The organism is Rhizobium sp. NLR22b (assembly GCF_019685295.1).
Lineage (GTDB): Bacteria > Pseudomonadota > Alphaproteobacteria > Rhizobiales > Rhizobiaceae > Rhizobium.
In genome coordinates this window covers 269,058-291,356 of record NZ_JABDWM010000007.1, presented here as the reverse complement: position 1 = coordinate 291,356, position 22,299 = coordinate 269,058, and the positions used below count along the sequence as shown (strand labels likewise).

The following is a 22,299-nucleotide window of genomic DNA, read 5'->3' as shown; positions in this document are numbered from 1 at the left end:
GATCACCAACGTCGACCTGGAAACGGATGTAGCCTTCGATCTTGAGGCAAGTTTCGGTGCCGGGGATGTAGAAGTAGCCGGTGCCGTAAGCGTCGCAGACGCGAACATATTCAACCGGTTCCGGCTCAGCAGCAACAATAGCGTCAGCTGCAAGAACCGGCGTCGATGCAGCAAATGCTGCTGCTGATGCGAGCAAAACCATTCTGATGTTCATTTACCAATCCATTCCTTTGTCGATCGGGGCTGACGTCTCATCGGGTAGTCAATTCGAAGCCGGCCCAGTTTGAACAGCCATCTCGGCGTGCGGATCGATCGAACCGCCAAACCGTCATCACATAGAAGCCTCAATCAAGCAATTCGAGATACATGCGCGGTGGGTCGGCGAGAGCAACTTTCGCTACGGACGTGATTTTTATACAACAATTTCAAAAAATTACGCGAAAAAAAACGCACAAAGCAGCCCCGCGAGGGAACCTCCCTCGCAAGCCGCAAACGCTATGCGCCAATGTCAAATTCTCCACCGTTCGACCCCCGCCGAACACAATGGTGAAGCACATAAACTCTACCGCCGACTGTTCAACCTATACAAGGTAGCGGTGTAGAACATGGTGTCCTGATTTCGATACCAATGAGTCAAAATGATGACATGGCGCTTATTGATGCCACACATCATAGCCTTGCAATCGTTACCAGGCTATATGTTTCTCCACCACTTTGGTGAAACTGGAGCGTTTTTTCGCGGTTTTTCCGGCTTTTTTTTGCAGTGAGGGCCACATTTTTCCGAAAGCCGCTTTCCGAGCGCCGCATTCCCGTGTGCGAGCGAATCGCGTCAAAGACCCGGATCCGGGGCGAGTACCACACGGCATATGCGACTGCCGGCCAGCGGCTCGTCGCAACCTATCGGCGATTTCAATCCTCGTTGGATTTGGCGTTCTCAAGAATCATGTAGTCGAGCGGCAGCTGCGTCGAATACTTGATCTGCTCCATCGCAAAGGCAGAGGAGACGTCGCGAATCTCGATCTTGGCGATCATCCGCTTATAGAAGGCGTCGTAGGCGGCGATATCGGGCACGACGACTCGCAGGAGATAGTCGACGTCACCGCTCATTCTGTAGAATTCGACCACCTCGGGAAATTCGGCAACCACCTCGGAAAAGCGGCGCAGCCACTCGATCGAATGGGTGGCGGTGCGAATCGATACGAAAACCGTGACCTTGGTATTGACCTTCTCCGGATCGAGAATGGCGACCCGACGCTTGATGACACCATCTTCCTCCATTTTCTGAATGCGCCGCCAGCATGGCGTCGTCGAAAGCCCCACCTTCTTGGCGAGGTCGGCAACGGCAAGGGTCGAATCTTCTTGCAGCAGACGCAGTATTTTTCGGTCGAGGCGGTCCATGCGCACGTCAGTCCTTTCGAATTATTTTCTTTGTATAACCCGATTCCGCACAACGAAAAGAATTTTTTTTCAGGAAAGCAGCGTTTTCACTCGCTCCCGCAGGACAGGAAGCAATTCTTGCTCGAACCAGGAATTGCGTTTCAGCCAGCCGCTGTTGCGCCAGCTCGGATGCGGCAACGGCAGCACCGCCGGTGACCGGCCAGACAGCAGACTGTCGCGCCACGCTCGCACCGTCTCGCTCATATTGCCTCGCCTGTCGTCAGCCATATGCCAGGACTGCGCATACTGGCCGATGACCAGCACCAGCTCGATCTGCGGCATTGCCGCAATCGCCCTTTGCCGCCAGACCGGAGCGCATTCACGGCGTGGAGGCAGGTCCGCGCCTTTGTCGTCGTAGCCGGGAAAGCAGAAGCCCATCGGCACAATGGCGAACCGGGCGCGGTCGTAAAAGCTTGCTCTGTCAACGCCGAGCCATGATCGCAACCGGTCGCCCGATGCATCGTCGAACGGCAGACCGCTCTCATGCACCCGAAGGCCGGGCGCCTGCCCGGCGATCAGGATGCGCGCGCTCGAAGAGATCACCGCCACCGGTCTGGGTTCGTGCGGCAGCCGGTGCTCAGGACCTTTCGCCGGGGTATCGCGACAGATGCGACAGGCCGCAATTTCCCGCCGCAGAGTTTCCAGCTCGGCTTCGTCGGTCATCGCTTTACTCCCATCCGACGATCCGCCCGATGAAGCGCAGCGCGTCGCCGTAACCGGATTCGTGGCGGGCACGATCACGCACATCGCGCGGCCGCTCGAAAGTCCCGGCCCACAGCCCCGCTTTCGCCCGTTTCGCCTCGATCTCTTCCTTGCCGTAACCACCATAGGAAACAGCCATGCCTCGGCGCACCATGCCGGCATTGATGTCGCCGCCCGTCGCATTCCGACAGACGACAAGCAGCCTGTCGTAGCGGTCGCGCCGGTCGCCCTGGCAAAGCGTTCCCGATGCCAGCACCATCTCCTGCAGCGCGTCCCGCGCCACGCGCCCGCAAGCCCAGGCCTTTCCCGCCCGTTCGCAGCTCTGGCTAAGCTCGGGCGCGTCAATGCCTTCGAGGCGGAAGCGCTCTCCGCCCAATGTCAGACTGTCGCCATCGGCAGCATGAAAGGCGCCTGCACGCTTGATTGTTGCTCTGTCGTTGATCTTGGCAGCAATCAGCGCCAGGAGCACCAGCAAGGCAAAAGCGGTCACGCCGTCACGAATCAGGCGCAGGCCACGTGTCACGCTTTCGCCTCCTTAAAAAACAAATCCTTGGCAAAGATGGCAAACATCTTCTTAAGAATTGCCGGTTAAGCTCTTATCCACCCAGGGGTGAAGTTTCAACGTGCACATGAGTACCGGCGTAAGCACATCGACCGACAAGATTATCGTCGACAGGTCGCGCAGCCACCGCAACAAGGCCGTTTCCAAGGCCGTGCGGCAAACGCGCGAACGCCTGCAGTCCGGTCATGCGTCCAATTCCGCCTTCGACCGTGACGTACTCAAGATGTATATAGCGTCGATGCTGCAGGGCGCGACGATCATGCCGCTCTTCGTCGTCATCATCACCGCCCTTGGCGTCTATTTCACTGAAGATACCCAATTGCTCTTCTGGGCGCTGCTGACGCTCAGCTGTCACACCGGCAACATCCTGCTCGCCCGGCGCGCGCGCCGACAGGAGATCACCTCCGAGAGCGCCCGCAAATGGCGCCGCCTGCTGCTCGCCGGCCAATTCCTGGTCGGCTGCTGCTGGGCCGTCTTCGCGCTGCAGGGCTGCGACGCCTGCGAGCCGTCGAGCTTCATTCTCTATAAGGGCGCAACTTTGCTGATTGCGCTTTCCGTCACGGCGATGTCGAACTTCATGCTGACGCCGGCCGTACTGGTCGCTTTCGCGCCAGCGGTCCTGGCGCTTGGCGCCAAGAGCGGCCTGTCGCGCGACCTCCTCGAAATCAGTCTGACCGGGCTTTTCACCACCACCCTCGTCTTCTTCAACTATATCAGTGACCGGCTCTTCAAATCGAACCTTAGGATCCTCTCCTACCAGTCGGAGAAGGACGACCTGATCGCCGAACTGGAAGTGGCGAAATCAATGTCAGATGAGGCGCGCCGCCGCGCCGAAGAGGCAAACCTCGCCAAGTCCCGCTTCCTTGCCTCCATGTCGCACGAGCTCAGGACTCCGCTCAATGCCATCCTCGGCTTCTCCGAGGTGATGTCGGCCGAAGTCATGGGACCACTCGCCAATCCGACCTACAAGGAATATGCCGGTGATATCCATCGCTCTGGCCAGCATCTGCTCGATCTCATCAACGAAATCCTCGACCTGTCGCGCATCGAGGCCGGCAAATACGAACTGAGCGAGGAAGCGATCTCGTTGCTCGATATCACCGAGGATTGCATCGGCATGGTCCAGCTGCGCGCCCGCGCCAAGAACATTGCCATTTCGGATCAATTCGAGCGGCAGTTGCCGGCTATCTGGGCCGACGAGAAGTCGATGCGCCAGGTGGTGCTCAACCTACTCTCCAATGCCGTCAAATTCACGCCGCAGGGCGGCGAAATCCACGTCAAGGTAGGCTGGACGGCCGGCGGCGGACAATACATCTCGATCAAGGACAACGGCCCCGGCATTCCCGAAGAAGAGATTCCCGTCGTCCTCTCGGCCTTCGGCCAGGGCTCGATCGCCATCAAGAGCGCCGAACAAGGCACCGGCCTCGGCCTGCCGATCGTTCAGGCGATCCTTGCCAAGCATGACGGACAGTTCCTGCTGAAATCGAGGCTGCGTGAAGGCACCGAGGTCATCGCCATCCTGCCCGCCAAGCGCGTGCTCCAGAGCCTGCCGGCCGTCGAAGAGGCTCAGGCTGTCACGCGCAAGCGCAAGAGTTTTGCCTAATGCATGTAGTCCGGAAGTTTTCGGCGGTTCCGGGATAACGACATGCATAAAACAAGGAGCTAAAGCGCGTCGCATGAATCAAGTTTCACGCGACGCGCTTTAGTTCAACTGAAAAACAGGTGCTTGCCGAGAACGAATCCGAGATAGAGGCAGCAGGCGGCGATCATGCAGGTCACCGCAAAGGAACCGAGATCCTTGGCATGTTTGCCGACGATCGAAATCTCCGGTGAAATCCGGTCGATCACTTCTTCGACGGCGGTATTCATCGCCTCCATCGAAAACAGCCCGAGGAACAGCAGCACCGCGACGACGATCTCACCGAAAGTGGCGCCCACCAGCACCAGTGCCGCCAGCGAAACGAGGAAGAAACCGAGCTCCTGGCGGAAGGCCGCCTCTTTCAGCACGCGCAGGAAACCTGCCCAGGAATAGCTGGCCGCGGCGATGAAATGTCGAAATCCGGTCTGCTTCGTCACCGCGGGCTTTGTCAAGATTGATCCCCCAGAGCATGTCGCGCAGAAGTGTGCAGCGGTTTTGCGATAACGAGATGCGTAAAACAAGGATTTAAAGCGCGGGCCAAGCGAATCTGAAAGATCGCGACGCGCTTAATGCTTGTTGCTCACGCCTGCCTGGGCAAACGTCGCCATGCCGGAATGGCAGGCAGCGGCGGCCTTGACGATGCCGGCGGCAAGCGCCGCACCAGTGCCTTCGCCAAGCCGCATGCCGAGCGCCAGAAGCGGCGTCTTGCCGAGCATCTCGATTGCGCGCAGGTGGCCGGGCTCGCTGGAGACATGGCCGATCAGGCAATGATCGAGCGCGGAGGGGTTGGCGGCTCTCAGAATCGCCGCCGCGGCAGTCGCGACATAACCGTCGATCAGCACCGGGATGCGCTCCATCCGGGCGGCAAGGATGGCACCGGCCATCGCCGCGATCTCGCGGCCGCCAAGCCGGCGCATGATCTCCAGGGGATCGTCGAGATGTTCGCTATGCAGTTCCACCGCCTTTTCCACCGCCGCGATCTTGCGCTCCAGCATCTCGCCTTCCGAACCGGTGCCGGGTCCGACCCAGTCGCGCGCCGACCCGCCGTAGAGCGCATAGTTGATCGCCGCCGCAATCGTCGTGTTGCCGATTCCCATCTCGCCGATGCAGAGCAGGTCGGTGCCGCCGGCGATCGCCTCCATGCCGAAGGCCATGGTCGCGGCGCAGTCGCGCTCGGAAAGCGCCGCCTCCTCGGTGATGTCGCCCGTGGGGTAATCGAGCGCGAGATCGAAAACTTTCAGCCCGAGATCATAGGCCACGCAGATCTGGTTGATCGCAGCTCCCCCTGCGGCAAAATTCTCGACCATCTGCTGCGTCACCGCGGGCGGAAAGGGTGTGATGCCCTGTCTGGTGACGCCGTGATTGCCGGCGAAGATCGCCACCAGCGGCCGGTTGACGGCAGGTTGACGACCTGTCCAGGCGGCAAGCCAGAAGGCAATCTCCTCGAGCCGTCCGAGCGCGCCCGGCGGCTTGGTCAGCTGCGCGTCGCGTTCGCGTGCGGTCACCAGTGCGCGGGCATCCGGCCCAGGCAGGTCCCGGAGCAGGGTACGGAAATCGTCGAAGGGCAGGCCTGAAACGCTCATCGGTGCGTATTCCTATGAATCGGCTATTCTTGTTTTTTTGACGCAAATCAGCTTCTTTGCGGTGGCTCTCTCTTAAAGCCGGCGGACGAAGCGAACAACATCAAAAGCGCCGCAGCCCCTCCGGCAGAACGAAACAGAATGAAGATCAAGGATTATGCGGTCGATACCGCCCGCGCCGTCGCCTTTCTGAGCCGCCTTCCGATGCCGCCAGCCCTGTTCAAAGGCTATGACGGCAGCCTCGGCCGCCTGGTGCGCGCCTTTCCCCTCGCGGGCCTGATCATTGGCTTCTTCCCGGCGCTCGCCCTCTTGCTTCTTTCAGGCTCGCGCGCCGACCCGCTGATGGCGGCGCTGCTCGCGCTTTCCGTCCAGGCTCTTGCCACCGGCGCGCTGCACGAAGACGGCTTGGCCGATACGGCCGACGGTATCGGCGGCGGCAGGAGCCGCGAACAGAGCCTCATCATCATGAAGGACAGCCGGATCGGCACCTATGGCGCGATAGCGCTGATTCTTTCCTTCGCGCTCCGTGCGGCCGCACTCGCCGCCGTTGTCCGCCAGTCCTCGCCACTCGCTGCAGCGCTTGCCGTTGCCGCCGTCGCAGCGCTCAGCCGTGGCGCTATCGCCTGGCATTGGCAACGGCTGCCGCCGGCAAAGGCCGATGGCGTGGCCGCCTCGACCGGCCAGCCGAATGAGGCGGCGATGCATTTTGCGCTCGTCTCGGCCGGTCTGCTTGCGGCACTTCTGATCTGGCCGGCATTCGGCCTGCGACCGCTCGTCGCCAGCTTGCTCGCCACCGGTTTCGCAGGATTCGCCTTCACCGCCATCATCCGCCGCAGGCTTGCCGGCCACACCGGCGATACGCTGGGCGCGACACAGCAGATTTGCGAAATAGCCATCCTTTGCGCCCTTGCCGCAGCTCTTTGAAACTCCGATATATCAGCCATGCAAACACCCTGCATTCACGTCTGCTCCATGGTTTCAGCCACCGGTTTCTGCGCCGGCTGCGGCCGCACTCTTCAGGAAATCGGTGGCTGGATGAACTATACCGATGCCGAACGACGGGGGATCATGGCGCAGCTGGTGGCAAGGCTTTCAGGTACCGTCCCGGCTTTGAACCGGGCGGGATCAAACGTCGCCGGCGGGCCGGAGCGGCCTTTATGATCCGTTTCATCCTCTTGCTCCTCGTCATCGTCATTGGCCTCGCCGTGCTGATCGTCAACAATGACAGCGGCCGCATCCTCGGCCTGCAGAGCGATGAATTCGGCCGCTTCATCTATCTCCTGCCGATCGCGCTGATGCTGTCGGCCGGCATTTGGGGTAGCCGACAAAATGTCGGTGAAACCATGCGCCAGTTGATGATCTGGTTCGTCATCATCCTGGCGCTCGCAACCGTCTACCTCTATCGCCAGGAAGCGCTCGGCGTCGGCAACCGGCTGCTTGCCGGCCTCATTCCCGGCCGTGCCGTCGTCGTCACGACGAGCCAAGGCGGCCAGGAAGTCATCCTGCACAAGCTGCTGAACGGCCATTTCGAAGCCGATGTCGGTGTGAATGGCCAGACCGTCGAAATGCTCGTCGATACCGGCGCCAGCATGGTGGCGCTCTCGCATGAAGATGCCGCAAGAATCGGTATCGACCTCTCCCGCCTCACCTATTCCATGACCGTCATGACCGCCAACGGTCGCAGCCGCGCCGCCCCCGTCACGCTCGACCAAGTGGCGATCGGTCCGATCGTCCGCAACAATGTCGCAGCCAGCGTCGCCGAGGACGGCCGGCTTGACCAGAGCCTGCTCGGCATGAGCTTCCTGGAAACGCTGGGCTCCTTGCAGATGCAGACGGACGAATTGCGCATGCGGGATTGATCCGGCAGAACAAGTCATGCCCCCGATCCGCTCTCGGCCGGCTCTCCATTGGGAATACCGACCGCAAGTCGCCGGTCGACAAAAGCTGTAAAAAACGCTGCCGATAAGGCAAGTGACGCCGATGTCAGCAACAACGCGAACAGTGTCGACACTGCGCCTGCCTCCCGGAGAAACAGCCCGGCGATCGAAGCGATCAGGGCGGCGCCGGCGATCGACATGGCTGCGGCAAGGCCCGCAGCGGTGCCGGCGAAATGGCCGCGAACCGACATCACGCCAAGATTGGCGGCCGGAAAGGTCAAGCCATTGCCGATGCCGATGAACATACAGGGTCCGAAAAATCCCAGGACATGCGTGATGCCCGAGATCGACAGGACCAGCCCCAGCAGCAGCCCCATGCACGTCGATAAACGCGCAATGACGAGCGTGGTGCTGAGCGATTTCCTCGTCAATCGGCCAGCGAGATAACTGCCCAGAATGAATCCCGCCGGAACCATTCCCATGAGGAAGCCCAGTTTCGCGCTCGATCCGCCGAGCGAGGAACTGACGGCCAGGGATGCGCCTCCAAGAAAGATATAGAGAGTGCCGGTGGAGCAGGCCATGCACAGCGTATAGGCCCAAAACCGCGCCGAACCGAGAAGCTGCCGGTAGGACGCAAGGTAATTGCCTTTCGGTCTCGACGCGAGCCCGGCTGTTTCTTTCAGTTCGCGCATGGATATGGCGAGGACGGCTGCGCCTATCAGCGCAAGAGCGACGAAGATCGCCCGCCATCCGAACGCTTCGTCCAGAATGCCGCCGACACTCGGGCCGAGCATCGGCGCAATAGCCCATCCCATGGCGGCGTAGCCGATCCTGTTGGCGGCCCCGCGCTCGCCAGCCGTCTCCTTGATGGCGACGAGAGCAACGCAGAAGCAGGCGGCGATCGACGCCTGCATCACACGAAACAACAGGAAGATGGCGATATCGGGCGCCAGCGCGCAGCCGATCGACGCGACGATGAAAATGGAAACGGCGATCAGCGCGACCGGCCGGCGCCCATAGCGATCGGACATCGTGCCGGCGACAATTTCCGTCAAGGCATTGATGATCGCATAGCCCGCGACCGAAAGATTGACGAGCGCGAAGTCGGCCTGGAACGTGGCGGCGATATCTGGCAGCGCCGGCAGACATATATTGATCGGCAATACCGAGAGCGCCGTCAGCAGGAGAAGGATCGCACGTCGGGGCGTCGCGGTCGAAATCGCAGCCGCTTCTTCGGTGAGGCGGCTACCGGAAGTCTGCGCAGAATTGTCGCGTGACATGGTCTCGTCCATGGTGTGAGGGAGATTGTGGGAATCTGACGAGGCGCAGCGCAAATTCAGGGCACAAAAAAAGCCCCGTCAGGAGCTTGATTTACCGCGCATGGGGCTGATCGCCGGATGGTTACACCATCCTGCCCATGCGCCCTATCACCACCGCAAGAACCATCGCGATCTTCATGGCCGTTACTGCTAGACAGAAATTTCAACATCGTCAACGTGCGGTTTCAATGCTCGTTGAAGATGCAAGCCGAAGAGCCCGCGCCGGCGCGATGCGGCTTTTCACGCTCTTTGCTTATGGCGTCCCAGTCTCAAAACTCGCCCCGATCTGGAGCTGCAACGTGCTGGTGACGCTGGCGATCGGCGCAGTCTTTCTCGGCGAAGCCTCCGAGCTCAACATGGCGCGGCTCGCAGCCGGCATCGTTTTCATCCTGTCGGGCGCCCTGCTCGTCAGCAGTGTCTGACAGCAATTGCGGCTGGATCGCCTTTATTGATATCCTGCCTTCGCGCAAATGCCGGAGCCCGACATGACCCCACGACAACTGAAGACTTTCCTTGCCGTGATGCGGCACGGAAACCTCACGCGCGCCGCCGCAGAGGTCAATCTCGCTCAGTCGAGCCTCAGTGACCAGATCCAGGCGCTCGAAGAGGAGATGGGCGTTGAACTCTTCCTCCGCTCCCGGCAGGGCGTCGCTCCCACACCGGCAGGCATGGCACTGAAGGCCTATGCGGAAGAGATCCTGGCGCTGAACGACGAGGCGCAGACCGCCGTCCGCGTTGCCGCCGACATTTCCGAATCCTCTGTCACCCTGGGCACGCTCGAAACCATTGCCGCTGAAAGGCTGGCGCCCTGGCTCTCCCTCCTCCGTCGGCAAAATCCCGATCTCGGTCTCAAGCTCAAGGTCGGCGGCAGTGGCGAGTTGCATGCGAAATTACAGCATGGCTCAGTTGATATCGTCTTCACCTTCGATCGCGGCCAGCAGGACGAGCGCTTCGTGACACGCCGCATCGCCAGCGAGCCGCTGGTGCTGATTGCCGCCGGCAGATCGCAAACCCCGCCGCCGGAAAACCTCGCAGCCCTACGCAGCGCCCCGTTCATCGCAACCGCGGCCGGCTGCATCTATCGCCACCTGCTCGATACCGCCTTTGCCGAAGCGGGTTTAGGTGCGCCGGCCATTGTCGCAGAAGCCGACAGCATCGCAACGATCATCCGGCTCGTGGCATCAGGCGCCGGCCACGGCCTGGTCCCGAGCCTTGCGGTGGGGCCGTCCATTGCGCGCGGCGATGTCGTCGAACTGCCATGGCCCGGCCGACCGCTGGCAGCCTCGCTGGTGATGATGTGGCGACGCCGGCGCGTCCAGCCGCCGCAGATCTCTTTCCTTCTGCAATCGGCCAGCGAACATCTTTCGCCGATCAGACCAGCCGATGCCCGCCTTCGACATGCAGGGTAGTTCCCGTGGTGAAGCCATTGCCGATCAGGAAGCGGATCGCATCGGCGATATCCTCGGGCTGCCCAACCCGCCCAGCCGGCAGGCGCTGCGCCATCGCATCCAGCCGCGCCTGCTTGGCGTCACCGGCAACGAAGCTCCAGATCGGCGTGTCCACCCAGCCGGGCGAGACCGCATTGACGCGGATCGGCGCCAGTTCGACGGCAAGCGCCCTGACCAGGCCTTCGAGTGCCGCGTTGACGGCCGCGACCACCGATCCGCGCGCGAGCGGCCGATAGGCGGCAATACCTGAGGTGTAGGTGATCGAACCTGAGGACGGGAGTCGGGAGGCGCCATATTTCGCCAGCAGCAGCGGCCCGAAGAACTTGCTCTGGACCACCTTTTGCGCGGCCGCCAGCTCGAGCGACGACAGCAGCTGATAGGCTCCTTCGATTTCCGCCGCCGTGCTGACGATATGATCGACCGGTCCACTCTCCCGAAACAGCGCCGCGACCTCCTCCTCCTGGCCCAGGTCGACGATATGCGTTCCGAGTTTCGGGTGGTCGCCGAGATGACGGCAAGCTGCCGCAAGCTTCTCCTGACCGCGCCCGGCAATCGTCACCGACGCCCCCTCATCGAGCAGACGCCGGGCAAGCGCAAGCCCCATGCCGGAACTGCCGCCGACAATTATCACCTTCTGACCTTCGATGTTCATAACAGCTGTCTCGCCTCTCCATTGGGATGAGACAGCAGATGCCTTCGCCGGACGCGAAAGAAAAACGGAAGAAGCCGATAGCACAATCGGCTTCTCCGATCATCGACGTTCAAGCGGTCAGTTGCGCAGTCGGTATCCGGTCTTGAAGATCCAGCCGAGCGTTGCCAGGCAGATAGCCAGGAACACGGTGATCATCGCCAAGCTGATCGCCGGGTTGACATCAGCGATGCCGTAAAAGCTCCAGCGGAAGCCGCTGACGAGGTAAAGCACCGGGTTGAAGTGGCTGACCGCCTGCCAGAAAGGCGGCAGCATGCTGACGGAATAGAAGCTGCCGCCGAGGAAGGTCAGCGGCGGCACCACGAGCATGGGAATGAGGTTCAGCTGCTCGAAATTGCCGGCCCAGATGCCGATCATGAAGCCGAACAGGCTGAAAGTGACCGCGGTCAGCAGGAAGAACAGGATCATCATGAAGGGATGTTGGATCCTGACGTCGACGAAGAGATTGGCGGTCAAGAGAATGATGACGCCGATGATGACGCCCTTGGTCGCCGCCGCCCCGACATAACCGAGCAGGATCTCCGTCATCGCCACGGGCGCCGACAGCACCTCATAGATCGTGCCGGTGAATTTCGGGAAGTAGATGCCGAAGGAGCCGTTGCTGATGCACTGGCCGAGCAGCGTCAGCATGATGAGGCCCGGCGTGATGAAAGCACCGTAGGATACGCCCTCCACTTCCTGGATGCGCGAACCGACTGCCGCCCCGAAGACGATGAAATAAAGCGAGGTCGAGATGACAGGCGAGATGACGCTCTGCAGCAGCGTGCGGCGCGTGCGCGCCATCTCGAAGAAATAGATCGATTTGACCGCTTCGAAGTTCATTTGCTCGCTCCCACCAGCGCCACGAAGATATCTTCGAGCGAACTCTGCCGCGTCGAGAGATCCTTGAAATGGATATTGTTCTCGCCGAGCCGGGTCAGCAGCGTCGCGATGCTTTCCTGCTCGTTATCGGCGTCGAAATCATAAGTCAGGCGGCTTCCGTCCGCTTCGAGAGTGAGGCCATTGCCGGCAAAGCAGTCTGGCAGCCGGCTCAGCGGTTCCGCCAGATCGAGAATGAGCTGCTTGCGGCCGAGCTTGGCCATCAACGCCGCCTTTTCCTCGACGAGCAGCAGCTCGCCGCCGTTGATGACGCCGACGCGGTCGGCGATTTCCTCGGCCTCTTCGATATAATGGGTCGTCAGGATGATGGTGACGCCCGAAGTCCGGAGTTCTTCGACGACGTGCCACATGTCCTTGCGCAGCGTCACGTCGACGCCGGCAGTCGGCTCGTCGAGGAAAAGAATATCCGGCTCATGCGAAAGCGCCTTGGCGATCAGCACCCGTCGTTTCATGCCGCCGGAGAGCTGACGCAGCATATTGTCCTTCTTGTCCCAAAGCGAAAGCGCCCGCAGCACCTTCTCGATATGCGCTGGATTGGCCTTCTTGCCATGCAACCCGCGAGAAAAGCTCACTGTGTTGAACACTGTCTCGAACTGATCGGTCGTCAGTTCCTGCGGCACCAGTCCGATCATCGAGCGGGTCGCGCGGAAATCCTTTACGACGTCCTGGCCGGCCACCAGCACGCGGCCGCCGCTCGGATTGGCGATGCCGCAGATGATTGAGATCAGGGTCGTCTTGCCGGCGCCGTTCGGCCCGAGCAGAGCCAGGATCTCGCCCTTCTCGACATCGAGGTTGATGCCCTTCAGGGCCTCGAACCCGTTGGCATAAGTCTTGGTCAGGTTCTGAACGGAAATAATGGGGGTCATGCAGGACTCTTGCGGATGCTCGAAAGTATTTCGGCCCGCTATATAGTCCCTCTGTGACGCTTTGACATCCTTCGGGAACATGAACACTGCATTCACGCCTCGCCAACACCGTCACTTTCGTCAAGCCGCTGGGCAAACGGATTGGCCCAAGTGAGCATTCCGATCTGGGCCCGCAGCGAGACGGCACAACGATCGGCCCTCATCGTGAGGTGCGTCGGCCAAAGGCCGAGGCCTCTAAGGACGAGGGCGGGTGGGAAGCAGTGGATGCTCCCCCTCACAACTCATCATAATTGAACCAATCAAAATCCGCCGTCTTCCCACGCCCCGACGTATCGAAGGCGAAGACGCCGGCAAAAGCACCGGTAAAGGAGCCGTGCTCACCGCGACCGCCCTCGTCGGAAATCACGCCGGCGTCCAGGAGAGGGCCGATCCGTTGCCATGCGCCCTTGCCTTCCGTCTGCCAGAAGAATTGCAGGTCATTTTCGCGGATTTCCATCGCAAGCTGGACACGGCCCTCGGCCGGGATCGTTACTCCGCTTTCGGCGGGAAAGCTGAGGCGGCCGTTCGGGTAGTCGCCGTTGCAGGAGAGGATGGTCACGCAGCGGCCGAGCGTTTCGTGCAGCGTCACGGCAATCGCGTGGAACTTGTGGCGATTGTAGTAATGCGTCAGCCCCGCCACCTGCTGATAGGTGTCGGGCGAAAATTCGATCACGGTCTCGGCGCGGAAACTATGATGTTCCTGCCGGCGCGCGACCAGCGACTGCTCGAACCAGGAGCCTATGCTTTCGCGACCGATCAGCCTGAGATGGCCGGGACGGTCCGTCAGATTGAAGATGCGCTGGGGTTCGGGCGTGCGCAGCCACTGGAAATCGGCCGGCAGCTTGTCCCCATCGAAACTGTACTCGCTGCGTATCGGCTTCTCCACCGGCACTGCGCCGAAGAGACCCTGCACATCGACATCGGGCACGTAGGTGCCGTTTTCCAGATAGAGCCAATCATCGTCGCGCCAGACGCATTTCTGCAGGGACGTTTCGCGCCCCAGCGTGCAGCGCCGTTTCGGCGGCAGCGGCCGGCCGCAGAGATGGGTGTGATAGGCTTCGCCGTCTGGCGTCTCGACATATTGGCCGTGCCCTGCCCGCTGCAGCACCGCGCCCGGATGATCCTTCGAGGTGATGAGATGCATGTTCGGATGCATCTCATAGGGCCCCTCGATGCGGCGCGAACGCGCCATGGTGACGGCGTGGTCATAGCCGGTGCCGCCCTCGGCGGTCGTCAGATAATACCAGCCGTTCTTCTTGAAGAGATGCGGCCCTTCCACGAGGCCGAGCGGGCTGCCGGCGAAGATGTTTTTGATCGGCCCCTTCAGCGCCTTGGTCGCCGGATCCCATTCCTGCAGCAGGATGCCGTCGAAAGCCGGCGATTTCGGCGAGCCGCCGAAGCTCTGGGTCCGGTGGTTCCACTGCATGTTGACGAACCATTTGCGGCCGTCATCGTCGTGGAAAAGCGAGGGATCGAAGCCGGAGGAATTCACATAGACCGGCTCGGACCATTCGCCCTCGATCGAAGACGACGTCACGATGTAATTATGTGCATCCTTGAAATTGCCGTCGAAGCGCTTGACGTCAGTATAAACAAGCCAGAACTGCCCGTCGGCATAGGAAAGACACGGCGCCCAGATGCCGCAACTATCGGGATTGCCGCGCATGTCGAGCTGCGAGGCACGCTCCAGCGGCCGGCGCACCAGCGTCCAGTTCACCAGGTCCCGCGAATGATGGATCTGCACACCCGGATACCATTCGAAGGTGGAGGTGGCGATGTAATAATCGTCGCCGACGCGGCAGATCGACGGATCGGGATTGAACCCGGGCAGGATGGGATTACGGATCATGGACGGCCTCCTCCTAGATTATTGCGGTACGTACGTCAGAACGTGCGGTTCAGCTCGCCTCCCCACCCTCATCTCTGTGCCCTTAGGGCTTTGCCCAAGGGATGTCACAGAAATCCAGCCGGCCTAAGTCCTTGGGCCGGAAAGACCCTTCTCACCGCGCAGACGCGCGGTGTCTGGATTCCTGTGACGAGCACAGGAATGAGGGAGCAACAAATGTGCTCCCTGCCTTCATTCCCGCTCCGCCGACTTCGCCCAGAGGTTGATATCGGCCTCCTTGGCATAGACATCGATCTCCTTCAGATCCTCGGCCGAGAACTCGATATTATCCAGCGCTTTGACGCAATCGACGATCTGCGACGAGCGGCTGGCGCCGATCAGCGCCGAGGTCACGCGTCCGCCGCGCAGCACCCAGGCTATCGCCATCTGCGCCAGCGTCTGGCCACGCCTTTCGGCAATCTCGTTGAGCCTGCTGATATTGTCGATGATCGAGGGGCGGATGAAATCGCGCTTCAGGAAATGGTTCTGAGCTGCCCGGCTGTCGGCCGGAATACCGCCGAGATACTTCGTCGTCAGCATGCCCTGGGCGAGCGGCGAGAACACGATCGAACCCATGCCGATGTCATCGAGCGTATCGAGCAGCCTATCATCCTCGACCCAGCGGTTGAGCATTGAATAACTCGGCTGATGGATCAGGCAGGGCGTGCCGAGGTCCTTGAGGATGGCGGCTGCTTCGCGGGTGCGCTGCGAATTATAGGAGGAGATCCCGACATAGAGCGCCCGGCCGGAGCGGACGATATGGTCGAGCGCGCCGCAGGTCTCTTCCAGCGGCGTTTCCGGGTCGAAGCGATGCGAATAGAAGATGTCGACATAGTCGAGGCCCATGCGCTTCAAGCTCTGGTCGCAGGAGGCGACCAGGTACTTGCGGCTGCCCCATTCGCCATAGGGACCAGGCCACATATCGTAGCCGGCCTTCGAGGAGATGATCAGCTCGTCGCGAAGCCCGGAGAATTCGGTGCGCAGGATCTCGCCGAAGGCAGCCTCTGCGCTGCCGGGAGGCGGGCCGTAATTGTTGGCGAGATCGAAATGGGTGATGCCGAGGTCGAAGGCCGTGCGGCACATGTCGATCTTCCGGTCATGCGGCGTATCACCGCCGAAATTGTGCCAGAGGCCGAGGGAGACGGCCGGAAGCTTCAGGCCGGAGCGGCCCGTGCGGTTATATTTCATTTTTGAATAACGGTCTGCTGCCGGTTGCCAGCTCATGGAAGTCTCCTTAATCGAATATCAGCGTCCTCATCATGCAACGTCTTCGGCTCACGAAAACGCCGACGCCTACCCCCTGTCTGCCTGCCGGCACCTTCTCCCCGCGAGCGGAGAGAAGGGAAATGCCACAGCCTGTCCTTCCCCACCACCTCTCACATGGCGCGTCCCTCACCCGTTTAGGCGGAAAGGGTTAGGGTGAGGGGCAACCATCGGCAAAAACCGGATCGTGAGGCCGACATGATGAAACAAATGGAGCAAGCGCGCCAATACGGCAAGCGCAGGCGCGCTTTCTCCGCTACCTCAACAGCGCCTGCGCCTCTTCGATGCCAAGCGCCGCTGGCTGGGTGCAAGTCGTCGTCAGCTCGATAAAACGATCCTCCTCGCCTGATTTCAGGATCGAGGTCATGACGTCGACGCCGTGCAGAGTGCGGTCAAGCGAGCAGCGCGCGTCGCGGCCTTCGATCAGCGACATTGCCATATCGGCAAGGCCAGCCGTGCGGTAATTGGCCCGCGAGCCGCTCGGACTTTCCTGGTTGATCTTGCCGAAGGGGTGCTCCCAGGGCTCGAGCGGCTTGATGTCCTTGTCGCGACCGCTGGCCTCTACGGTGCCGCCGAAGAAGTTCGGGTCCGGTACGTAGAGAGAGCCGTCGGTGCCGTAGAGTTCCATATTCGCATGGCGATGCGACCACACATCCCAGCTTGCCGACAGCGTCACCGTGGCGCCGCTGACGAATTCGAGCAGCGCCTGGATCGTCGTCGGCGTTTTGACCGGGATGATTTCGCCGTGGCGCGGCTGGCTGGTGATCGTCCGGGTCGCCGATGCCATCGAGGTCATGGCGCCGACGCGCTTCACTGGGCCGATCAGGTTGATCAGATTGGCGATGTAATAAGGACCGAGATCCAGGATCGGGCCGCCGCCCGGCAGGAAGAAGAAATCCGGGTTCGGATGCCACATCTCCATACCGGGGCTCATGACATAGCAGGCTCCCGAGGTCACCCGGCCGATGCCGCCATCGTCGATGAACTTGCGGGCGAGCTGATGGGCGCCGCCGAGGAAAGTGTCCGGCGCGCAGCCGACGGCAAGGTTCTTCGCCTTGGCGATGCGGCGAAGCTCTTCGCCCTGCTCCAGCGAAAGCACCAGCGGCTTTTCCGAATAGACGTGTTTGCCGGCTTCGAGGATCGCCTTCGACACCGGAAAATGCGCATCCGGGATCGTCAAGTTGACGACGACGTCGATCTCGTCATTGGCGAGAAGCTCGTCGATCGTCTGTGACTTGACGCCATATTCCTTGGCGCGGGCCTCGGCGGCCCGCACGTTGATATCGGCGCAGGCCAGCACCTTCAGCCCCTTGAAGAGCGGTGCCAGCGAGAAGTAGGTGGTGGAGATGTTGCCGCATCCGATGATGCCAACGCCAAGTTCCCTGGTCATGATTTGCCTCAATAAGTCTGGAAGGATGCAATCGAACGGCTGATGTTGCGGTCGATGTCTTTCGGATTGTCATGTTCGACGACGAAGTGCTTCGCCTTGGTGCCGCGCAGTGTGGCAATCAGCTTGGCCCATTCGACCTTGCCGTGGCCGACATCGGCCCAGCCGTCTTCATCCGTCGCTTCACCGGCCGGCGCGATGTCCTTGACGTGGACTGCGGTAATGCGCGAGCCGAGCGTGTCGATCCAGGCAAAGGGATCGGCGCCGCCCCGGATAACCCAGGCAATATCGGCTTCCCAGGAAATGTCGGGCGCGCCTTCGAAGATGCGCTCGATCGGCAGCGAGCCGTCAGCCAGCTTGACGAATTCGAAATCATGATTGTGCCAGCCGAACTCGTAGCCGGCATCCTTATAGGGCTTGCTCATTTCCTGTAGACGCTTGCCGAAGGCGAGCCAACCGGCTCCGTCCGAGGGGCGCTGGTCGGCCGCCAGATGCGGGGCATAGATCGAATCCATGCCGAGTATCCTAGCGATGTTGAGCGACTTCTGGACTTCCTTCTCCAGAAAGTCGGGACTGAAGTGTCCGCTCGCCATCACCAGGCCGTTCTTGTCGAGATCGGCGCGAAGGCTCTTCAGTCCCGCATCGTCGAGATCGGCATAGATGCCGCCGAACCCCTCGACCTCCGCATAGCCTGATTTGCCGAGCTTTTCGAAAATCACAGAATAGGGCTGGAAGTTGCGCGCACTGTAGAGCTGGTAGCTGAGTTTCGTCATCTTATTCTCCTTGGGCCTCGTGCCCATTTCTTGGAAGGATCAATCCGCCGATTGGCAGGAATGCAGGTCGTAGAAGCGGAATTCCGGCGGCTTGCCACGTTCGAGCTGATGTGCCGGGGTGAAGGTGATACGACGGCTCTCGCCTGCTGCAAGGTCGAAGGCGTTGTCGGAATATTTGCCGTCCGTCTCGCTTTCGATCATCACGAAGAGCGCAAGTCCCCTGGCGGTGACACTGATGTCGACGACGCCGCTCGCCTCGACATATTCATGGGTGACGGTCAGGCCCGAGGGTTCCAGCTCCAGCGCCTTATAGGTGCCGTTGACATGGTGCCCCCCGCCGCCCATGCCGTTCGACGCGGTGAAATGCCAGGCAAGCAGCGTTCCCTCGGCAATCTCGGACACGTCGATGGTCGCAGCCGTCACCGCCGCGTCCGGCGAACACAGGGCTTGCACGTCTTTCAGGTGCTTCCGCTCGCCCTTCATCGTCAGAAGCGAGATCGAAAGATCGACGCTGACATCGTTGAGCGTGTCATTGACCAGCGAGAAGCGGATCGTCTTGCCGTCGTCGGCGGGAATGGCCGCGACCGCCACCGGCTGGAAGAAGCGTTTCACCAGGTAATGCATCGCCTTCCAGCGCCCGCCATAGTCGAGGCTCGACCATGAGGCGACAGGCCAGGTATCGTTAAGCTGCCAGTAGATCGTGCCCATGCAATGGGGCTTCAGCGACCGCCAATATTCCACCGCGGTCTTGATCGCCAATCCCTGTTGAATCTGGCTGAGATAGACGAAGTTCGGGAAATCCTTGGGGAAGCGGAAATAGCGGAACATCGTGCCGGCGATGCGCTCGTTGCCGCCCGCATTCTTCTGGTGCAGCTCCATGACGGGGGAAGCGACGTTCATGTCCTTCTCCTCGGCATAGGTTCTGATGACGGGCAGCGAGGTATAGGACTGGAAGCCGAATTCCGAGCAGAAGCGCGGCCGCACCGTACGGTAATTGTCGAACGATTTGTTCTCGTGCCAGACCGACCAGTAATGCATGTCGCCGGAGCCGTCGGCATGCCAGGCATCGCCGAAATCGAGATAGCCTGATGCCGGGCTCGACGGCCACCAGAGCGCCCCCGGCAGCGCCTTCTTCACCGCCTGTTCGATCGTCCGGTTGAGGCGGTCGTAGGAGACGAGGTAGCGGTCGCGGTCCTTCCGCGATTCCTCGAACCATGTCAGCGCGCCCACCAGTTCGTTATCGCCGCACCAGAGCGCGATCGAAGGATGCGAAGAGAGCCGGCGCACCTGGTAATCCACCTCGATCGCCACATTGCCAAGGAAGTCTTCGGTCGAGGGATAGAGGTTGCAGGCGAACATGAAGTCCTGCCAGACCATGAGGCCCAGCCGGTCGCAGAGATCGTAGAAATAGTCCTGCTCGTAGAAACCACCGCCCCAGACGCGGATCATGTTCATGTTGGCCGCTTTGGCCGATTGCAGTAGGTCCTCGGTCTTTTCGGGCGAAGACAGCGAGAACAGCGCATCGGCCGGAATCCAGTTGGCGCCCCGGCAGAAGACCTCGCGGCCGTTGACCTTGAAAGCGAAACGGCTGCCCGCCGCATCCGGCGTGGTGATCAGTTCGATGGTGCGAAGGCCGAGCTGCTTCGTCACCACCTCGTCGGACAATTCGACGGAGAGCGTATAGAGCGCCTGTTCGCCATTACCGGAGGGCCACCAGAGACGCGGATTGTCGATATGGAAGAGGTGGTGGACATCCGTCTCGCCCTTGACACCGACATCGAGACGGATGCGCTCGCCGTCAAGATCGAAATAGACCTGGGCGATGCCAGCATGCTTGGCAAACAGGCTCGCCGTCACCATGAGGTCGACCGAGCCGTCATTATTGTGGATCTGGCGGGTGACGACATGTTCGATGCGCGCCGTCTCGATCTTTTTCAGCGCGATCGTGCCGTAGAGCCCAAGCGGCGCGATGGCGATGTTCCAGTCCCAACCGAAATGGCATTGCGGCTTGCGCAGCATGTTGCCGTCGGGGATCGGCGAATTGCCGGTGCTGTAGGGAATGTAGAAGGGCTGCTTTTTCTGCCGTTCGGCGCCGACGCCGGGATTAGAGGCAAAGACGATGCGGATCGAGTTGTCGCCCGCTTTCAGCATGCTGGAAACATCAGGCCGGTAGCGGCGGAAGCTGTTGTCGGCTTCGAGCACCAGAAAGCCATTGACATAGACGCTGGCGACCGTGTCGAGATAGTCGATATCGAGATACCAGTCGCCCTCGACCTCCTGCAGCGTGAAGCTGCGCTCTACCGTCCATTCGCGCTGGGCAACCCACTGCACCTTCTCCTCGTTCCGGCCGAAATAGGGATCGGGGATCAGCCCTGCCCTATGCAGCGCCGTGTGCACGTCGCCGGGCAAGGTGATTGCGCTCTTGATCCCGCCATCAACAGATGTGAGCTGCCACGAACCGCAAAGGTCGATGCTGGAGAGGGTCGATTGTTGCGTCACGATATCATTTCCGATTTACGATTCTAGAAGAAGCGGCGCGTGCGCCGCTGCCCTGCCGCCTTGTCGTTCGCAAGGGGCGCTTCACCTCTCCTCCCTCATTCCTGTCCTCGGGCTTGACCCGAGGGATGTCACAGGAATCCAGTGCGCCCAAGTCTTTGGGCGCGGGAGACACTTCACTCGAAAGAGAGCCTGTGACATCCCTTGGGCGAAGCCGGAAGGCCACAGCAATGAGGGAGCATGGAGCACTGGTCGAACTCATACAAATAGCCTTGCAGCCAAACAGAAAGCAGACGGCACCATCTCCGACCCCGCCCGCGAAAATCTCCCTAAAGACGCAACTCACTCTCGGCGTCGAACACCGAAGCCAGCGCCATGTCGAAGCTCAGCTTTACCTTGGCCCCGACATCAAAGCGGCGTGCGCCGTTGACGCGGACCGACATCGTATGACCGGCATGTTTCAGCCACAGAAGATTGTCCGCCCCCATCGGTTCCTCGATATCGACGGTAGCGTCATGTTCTTCGCCGCCGGCATTCTCATTGACCTTGATGTGTTCGGGGCGGACGCCGAGCACCACCTTGCGGCCAGGCTGCAGCGTCTCGTTGGCGTCGTAGGCGGCGAGCGAGAAATTGACGCCGTTAGCGGTAAAGGCGATGCCGTCACCTGTTTTGACCAGTTCGCCGCGCAGGAAATTCATCGACGGCGAACCGATGAAGCCGGCGACGAAGAGATTGCGCGGCCGGTTGTAGATCGTCGTCGGATCGTCGAGCTGCTGGATGATGCCGCTCTTCATGATGGCGATGCGATCAGCCAGCGTCAGCGCCTCGATCTGGTCGTGCGTCACATAGATCATCGTATTCTGCAGCGACTGGTGCAGGCGCTTGATTTCGACGCGTAGTTCCGAACGCAGCTTGGCGTCGAGGTTGGACAGCGGCTCGTCGAACAGGAAGACGTCGACATCGCGCACCAGCGCCCGGCCGATTGCCACGCGCTGGCGCTGGCCGCCGGATAGTTCGGCCGGCTTGCGCTTCAAAAGCGGCTGGATCTGCAGGATCTCGGCCGCGCGCGCGACGCGCTTGTCGATCTCGGCCTGCGGCACCTTGGCGACGCGAAGGCCGAAGGAGAGGTTCTTCTCGACCGTCATCTGCGGATAGAGCGCGTAGGACTGGAAGACCATGCCGATGCCGCGGTCCTTCGGCTCTTCCCAGGTGACGTTCTTGCCCTTGATGAAGATCTGCCCTTCCGAAGCGTCGAGCAGGCCGGCGATGCAATTGAGCAAGGTCGACTTGCCGCAGCCGGACGATCCGAGCAGCACCAGGAATTCGCCATCGTTGATGTCGAGGTTGAGATCCTTCAGCACACTGACGGCGCCGAAATTCAGCGACAGATCCCTGATCGAGACGCTCGAATTGGAGACAGTTGAATTCATGTTCATGT

21 protein-coding genes and 1 pseudogene are annotated in these 22,299 nt (G+C 60.9%); 6 read left to right on the top strand and 16 right to left on the bottom strand.

Going from position 1 to position 22,299, the window contains the following annotated elements:
* From HJC00_RS14355 to HJC00_RS14340, 4 genes are all read right to left on the bottom strand, one after another.
* On the bottom strand, window positions 1-214 hold a 214-nt coding region (locus HJC00_RS14355; RefSeq protein WP_221145239.1), incomplete at its 3' end, for a porin.
* A gap of 695 nt (window positions 215-909) precedes the next feature.
* Window positions 910-1,398, bottom strand: coding sequence for an Lrp/AsnC family transcriptional regulator (locus tag HJC00_RS14350; RefSeq protein WP_004678404.1), 489 nt, complete (start codon window positions 1,396-1,398; stop codon window positions 910-912).
* A 69-nt stretch (window positions 1,399-1,467) separates the two neighbouring features.
* Entirely contained in the window at window positions 1,468-2,100 is a 633-nt protein-coding gene (locus HJC00_RS14345) for a uracil-DNA glycosylase family protein (protein WP_221164231.1), read from the bottom strand.
* A gap of 4 nt (window positions 2,101-2,104) precedes the next feature.
* The gene (locus tag HJC00_RS14340; RefSeq protein ID WP_221164230.1) at window positions 2,105-2,662 is read right to left on the bottom strand and encodes a thermonuclease family protein; all 558 of its coding nucleotides are present in this window, start codon (window positions 2,660-2,662) and stop codon (window positions 2,105-2,107) included.
* A 106-nt stretch (window positions 2,663-2,768) separates the two neighbouring features.
* Here HJC00_RS14340 and HJC00_RS14335 point away from each other — a divergent pair, with 106 nt between their 5' ends.
* The gene (locus tag HJC00_RS14335) at window positions 2,769-4,304 is read left to right on the top strand and encodes a HAMP domain-containing sensor histidine kinase (protein ID WP_221164240.1); all 1,536 of its coding nucleotides are present in this window, start codon (window positions 2,769-2,771) and stop codon (window positions 4,302-4,304) included.
* A gap of 104 nt (window positions 4,305-4,408) precedes the next feature.
* On the opposite strand, the gene HJC00_RS14330 is transcribed toward HJC00_RS14335, so the two are convergent.
* Entirely contained in the window at window positions 4,409-4,792 is a 384-nt protein-coding gene (locus tag HJC00_RS14330; RefSeq protein ID WP_221164229.1) for a diacylglycerol kinase, read from the bottom strand.
* A gap of 114 nt (window positions 4,793-4,906) precedes the next feature.
* Window positions 4,907-5,923 (bottom strand): nicotinate-nucleotide--dimethylbenzimidazole phosphoribosyltransferase, encoded by a 1,017-nt coding sequence (gene cobT / locus HJC00_RS14325; RefSeq protein WP_221164228.1) that lies wholly within the window; start codon window positions 5,921-5,923, stop codon window positions 4,907-4,909.
* A 138-nt stretch (window positions 5,924-6,061) separates the two neighbouring features.
* Between cobT and HJC00_RS14320 the strand changes: the two genes are divergently transcribed.
* The 3 genes from HJC00_RS14320 to HJC00_RS14310 are packed head-to-tail and all read left to right on the top strand — an operon-like array spanning window position 6,062 to window position 7,779.
* On the top strand, window positions 6,062-6,844 hold the full coding sequence (locus HJC00_RS14320; protein ID WP_221153546.1) for an adenosylcobinamide-GDP ribazoletransferase: 783 nt from the start codon (window positions 6,062-6,064) through the stop codon (window positions 6,842-6,844).
* Window positions 6,845-6,862: 18 nt separating this feature from the next.
* The gene (locus HJC00_RS14315; RefSeq protein ID WP_221145240.1) at window positions 6,863-7,081 is read left to right on the top strand and encodes a DUF1289 domain-containing protein; all 219 of its coding nucleotides are present in this window, start codon (window positions 6,863-6,865) and stop codon (window positions 7,079-7,081) included.
* Window positions 7,078-7,779 carry a TIGR02281 family clan AA aspartic protease gene (locus HJC00_RS14310; RefSeq protein ID WP_210631012.1) on the top strand — a complete coding sequence of 234 codons (702 nt, stop codon included), beginning with the start codon at window positions 7,078-7,080 and terminating at the stop codon, window positions 7,777-7,779. Before HJC00_RS14315 ends, HJC00_RS14310 begins: the two co-directional genes overlap by 4 nt.
* 14 nt (window positions 7,780-7,793) lie before the next feature.
* On the opposite strand, the gene HJC00_RS14305 is transcribed toward HJC00_RS14310, so the two are convergent.
* Window positions 7,794-9,077 carry an MFS transporter gene (locus HJC00_RS14305; RefSeq protein WP_221153544.1) on the bottom strand — a complete coding sequence of 428 codons (1,284 nt, stop codon included), beginning with the start codon at window positions 9,075-9,077 and terminating at the stop codon, window positions 7,794-7,796.
* 278 nt (window positions 9,078-9,355) lie between these two features.
* On the opposite strand from HJC00_RS14305, the pseudogene HJC00_RS14300 reads away from it, so the two are divergent.
* A pseudogene (locus HJC00_RS14300) lies at window positions 9,356-9,538 on the top strand (hypothetical protein); the annotation flags it as partial.
* Between the two features lie 63 nt (window positions 9,539-9,601).
* A complete protein-coding gene (locus tag HJC00_RS14295) occupies window positions 9,602-10,525 on the top strand; it encodes a LysR family transcriptional regulator (RefSeq protein WP_221145242.1) in 924 nt (307 codons plus the stop codon).
* Here HJC00_RS14295 and HJC00_RS14290 read toward each other — a convergent pair.
* From HJC00_RS14290 to HJC00_RS14250, 9 genes are all read right to left on the bottom strand, one after another.
* Window positions 10,488-11,216, bottom strand: a complete 729-nt coding sequence (locus HJC00_RS14290; RefSeq protein ID WP_221164227.1) for an SDR family oxidoreductase — start codon at window positions 11,214-11,216, stop codon at window positions 10,488-10,490. The two genes, HJC00_RS14295 and HJC00_RS14290, sit on opposite strands and share 38 nt — an antisense overlap.
* Before the next feature lie 117 nt (window positions 11,217-11,333).
* Complete coding sequence (locus HJC00_RS14285; RefSeq protein WP_210631008.1) at window positions 11,334-12,095, bottom strand: ABC transporter permease; 762 nt, start codon at window positions 12,093-12,095, stop codon at window positions 11,334-11,336.
* On the bottom strand, window positions 12,092-13,018 hold the full coding sequence (locus tag HJC00_RS14280) for an ABC transporter ATP-binding protein (protein ID WP_221153541.1): 927 nt from the start codon (window positions 13,016-13,018) through the stop codon (window positions 12,092-12,094). The genes HJC00_RS14285 and HJC00_RS14280 overlap by 4 nt, the downstream gene beginning before the upstream one ends.
* A 274-nt stretch (window positions 13,019-13,292) precedes the next feature.
* On the bottom strand, window positions 13,293-14,906 hold the full coding sequence (locus HJC00_RS14275) for a glycoside hydrolase family 43 protein (RefSeq protein WP_221164226.1): 1,614 nt from the start codon (window positions 14,904-14,906) through the stop codon (window positions 13,293-13,295).
* A gap of 228 nt (window positions 14,907-15,134) precedes the next feature.
* Entirely contained in the window at window positions 15,135-16,166 is a 1,032-nt protein-coding gene (gene mgrA / locus HJC00_RS14270) for an L-glyceraldehyde 3-phosphate reductase (RefSeq protein ID WP_221164225.1), read from the bottom strand.
* Between the two features lie 295 nt (window positions 16,167-16,461).
* Entirely contained in the window at window positions 16,462-17,595 is a 1,134-nt protein-coding gene (locus tag HJC00_RS14265) for a Gfo/Idh/MocA family protein (RefSeq protein WP_221164224.1), read from the bottom strand.
* A gap of 8 nt (window positions 17,596-17,603) precedes the next feature.
* A complete protein-coding gene (locus tag HJC00_RS14260; RefSeq protein WP_210631003.1) occupies window positions 17,604-18,365 on the bottom strand; it encodes a sugar phosphate isomerase/epimerase in 762 nt (253 codons plus the stop codon).
* Window positions 18,366-18,404: 39 nt separating this feature from the next.
* A complete protein-coding gene (locus tag HJC00_RS14255; protein WP_221164223.1) occupies window positions 18,405-20,864 on the bottom strand; it encodes a glycosyl hydrolase 2 galactose-binding domain-containing protein in 2,460 nt (819 codons plus the stop codon).
* Window positions 20,865-21,190: 326 nt separating this feature from the next.
* Window positions 21,191-22,297: an ABC transporter ATP-binding protein gene (locus HJC00_RS14250; protein ID WP_210631001.1), complete on the bottom strand. Its 1,107-nt coding sequence runs from the start codon at window positions 22,295-22,297 to the stop codon at window positions 21,191-21,193.
* Window positions 22,298-22,299: the final 2 nt, after the last annotated feature.

Bases quoted from the DNA above. Each gene is read 5' to 3' on its own strand.
- HJC00_RS14350 (WP_004678404.1), bottom strand. From the start codon at position 1,398: ATGGACCGCCTCGACCGAAAAATACTGCGTCTGCTGCAAGAAGATTCG.
- HJC00_RS14345 (WP_221164231.1), bottom strand. From the start codon at position 2,100: ATGACCGACGAAGCCGAGCTGGAAACTCTGCGGCGGGAAATTGCGGCC.
- HJC00_RS14335 (WP_221164240.1), top strand. From the start codon at position 2,769: ATGAGTACCGGCGTAAGCACATCGACCGACAAGATTATCGTCGACAGG.
- cobT (WP_221164228.1), bottom strand. From the start codon at position 5,923: ATGAGCGTTTCAGGCCTGCCCTTCGACGATTTCCGTACCCTGCTCCGG.
- HJC00_RS14320 (WP_221153546.1), top strand. From the start codon at position 6,062: ATGAAGATCAAGGATTATGCGGTCGATACCGCCCGCGCCGTCGCCTTT.
- HJC00_RS14315 (WP_221145240.1), top strand. From the start codon at position 6,863: ATGCAAACACCCTGCATTCACGTCTGCTCCATGGTTTCAGCCACCGGT.
- HJC00_RS14310 (WP_210631012.1), top strand. From the start codon at position 7,078: ATGATCCGTTTCATCCTCTTGCTCCTCGTCATCGTCATTGGCCTCGCC.
- HJC00_RS14305 (WP_221153544.1), bottom strand. From the start codon at position 9,077: ATGTCACGCGACAATTCTGCGCAGACTTCCGGTAGCCGCCTCACCGAA.
- HJC00_RS14295 (WP_221145242.1), top strand. From the start codon at position 9,602: ATGACCCCACGACAACTGAAGACTTTCCTTGCCGTGATGCGGCACGGA.
- HJC00_RS14290 (WP_221164227.1), bottom strand. From the start codon at position 11,216: ATGAACATCGAAGGTCAGAAGGTGATAATTGTCGGCGGCAGTTCCGGC.
- HJC00_RS14285 (WP_210631008.1), bottom strand. From the start codon at position 12,095: ATGAACTTCGAAGCGGTCAAATCGATCTATTTCTTCGAGATGGCGCGC.
- HJC00_RS14280 (WP_221153541.1), bottom strand. From the start codon at position 13,018: ATGACCCCCATTATTTCCGTTCAGAACCTGACCAAGACTTATGCCAAC.
- HJC00_RS14275 (WP_221164226.1), bottom strand. From the start codon at position 14,906: ATGATCCGTAATCCCATCCTGCCCGGGTTCAATCCCGATCCGTCGATC.
- mgrA (WP_221164225.1), bottom strand. From the start codon at position 16,166: ATGAGCTGGCAACCGGCAGCAGACCGTTATTCAAAAATGAAATATAAC.
- HJC00_RS14265 (WP_221164224.1), bottom strand. From the start codon at position 17,595: ATGACCAGGGAACTTGGCGTTGGCATCATCGGATGCGGCAACATCTCC.
- HJC00_RS14260 (WP_210631003.1), bottom strand. From the start codon at position 18,365: ATGACGAAACTCAGCTACCAGCTCTACAGTGCGCGCAACTTCCAGCCC.
- HJC00_RS14250 (WP_210631001.1), bottom strand. From the start codon at position 22,297: ATGAACATGAATTCAACTGTCTCCAATTCGAGCGTCTCGATCAGGGAT.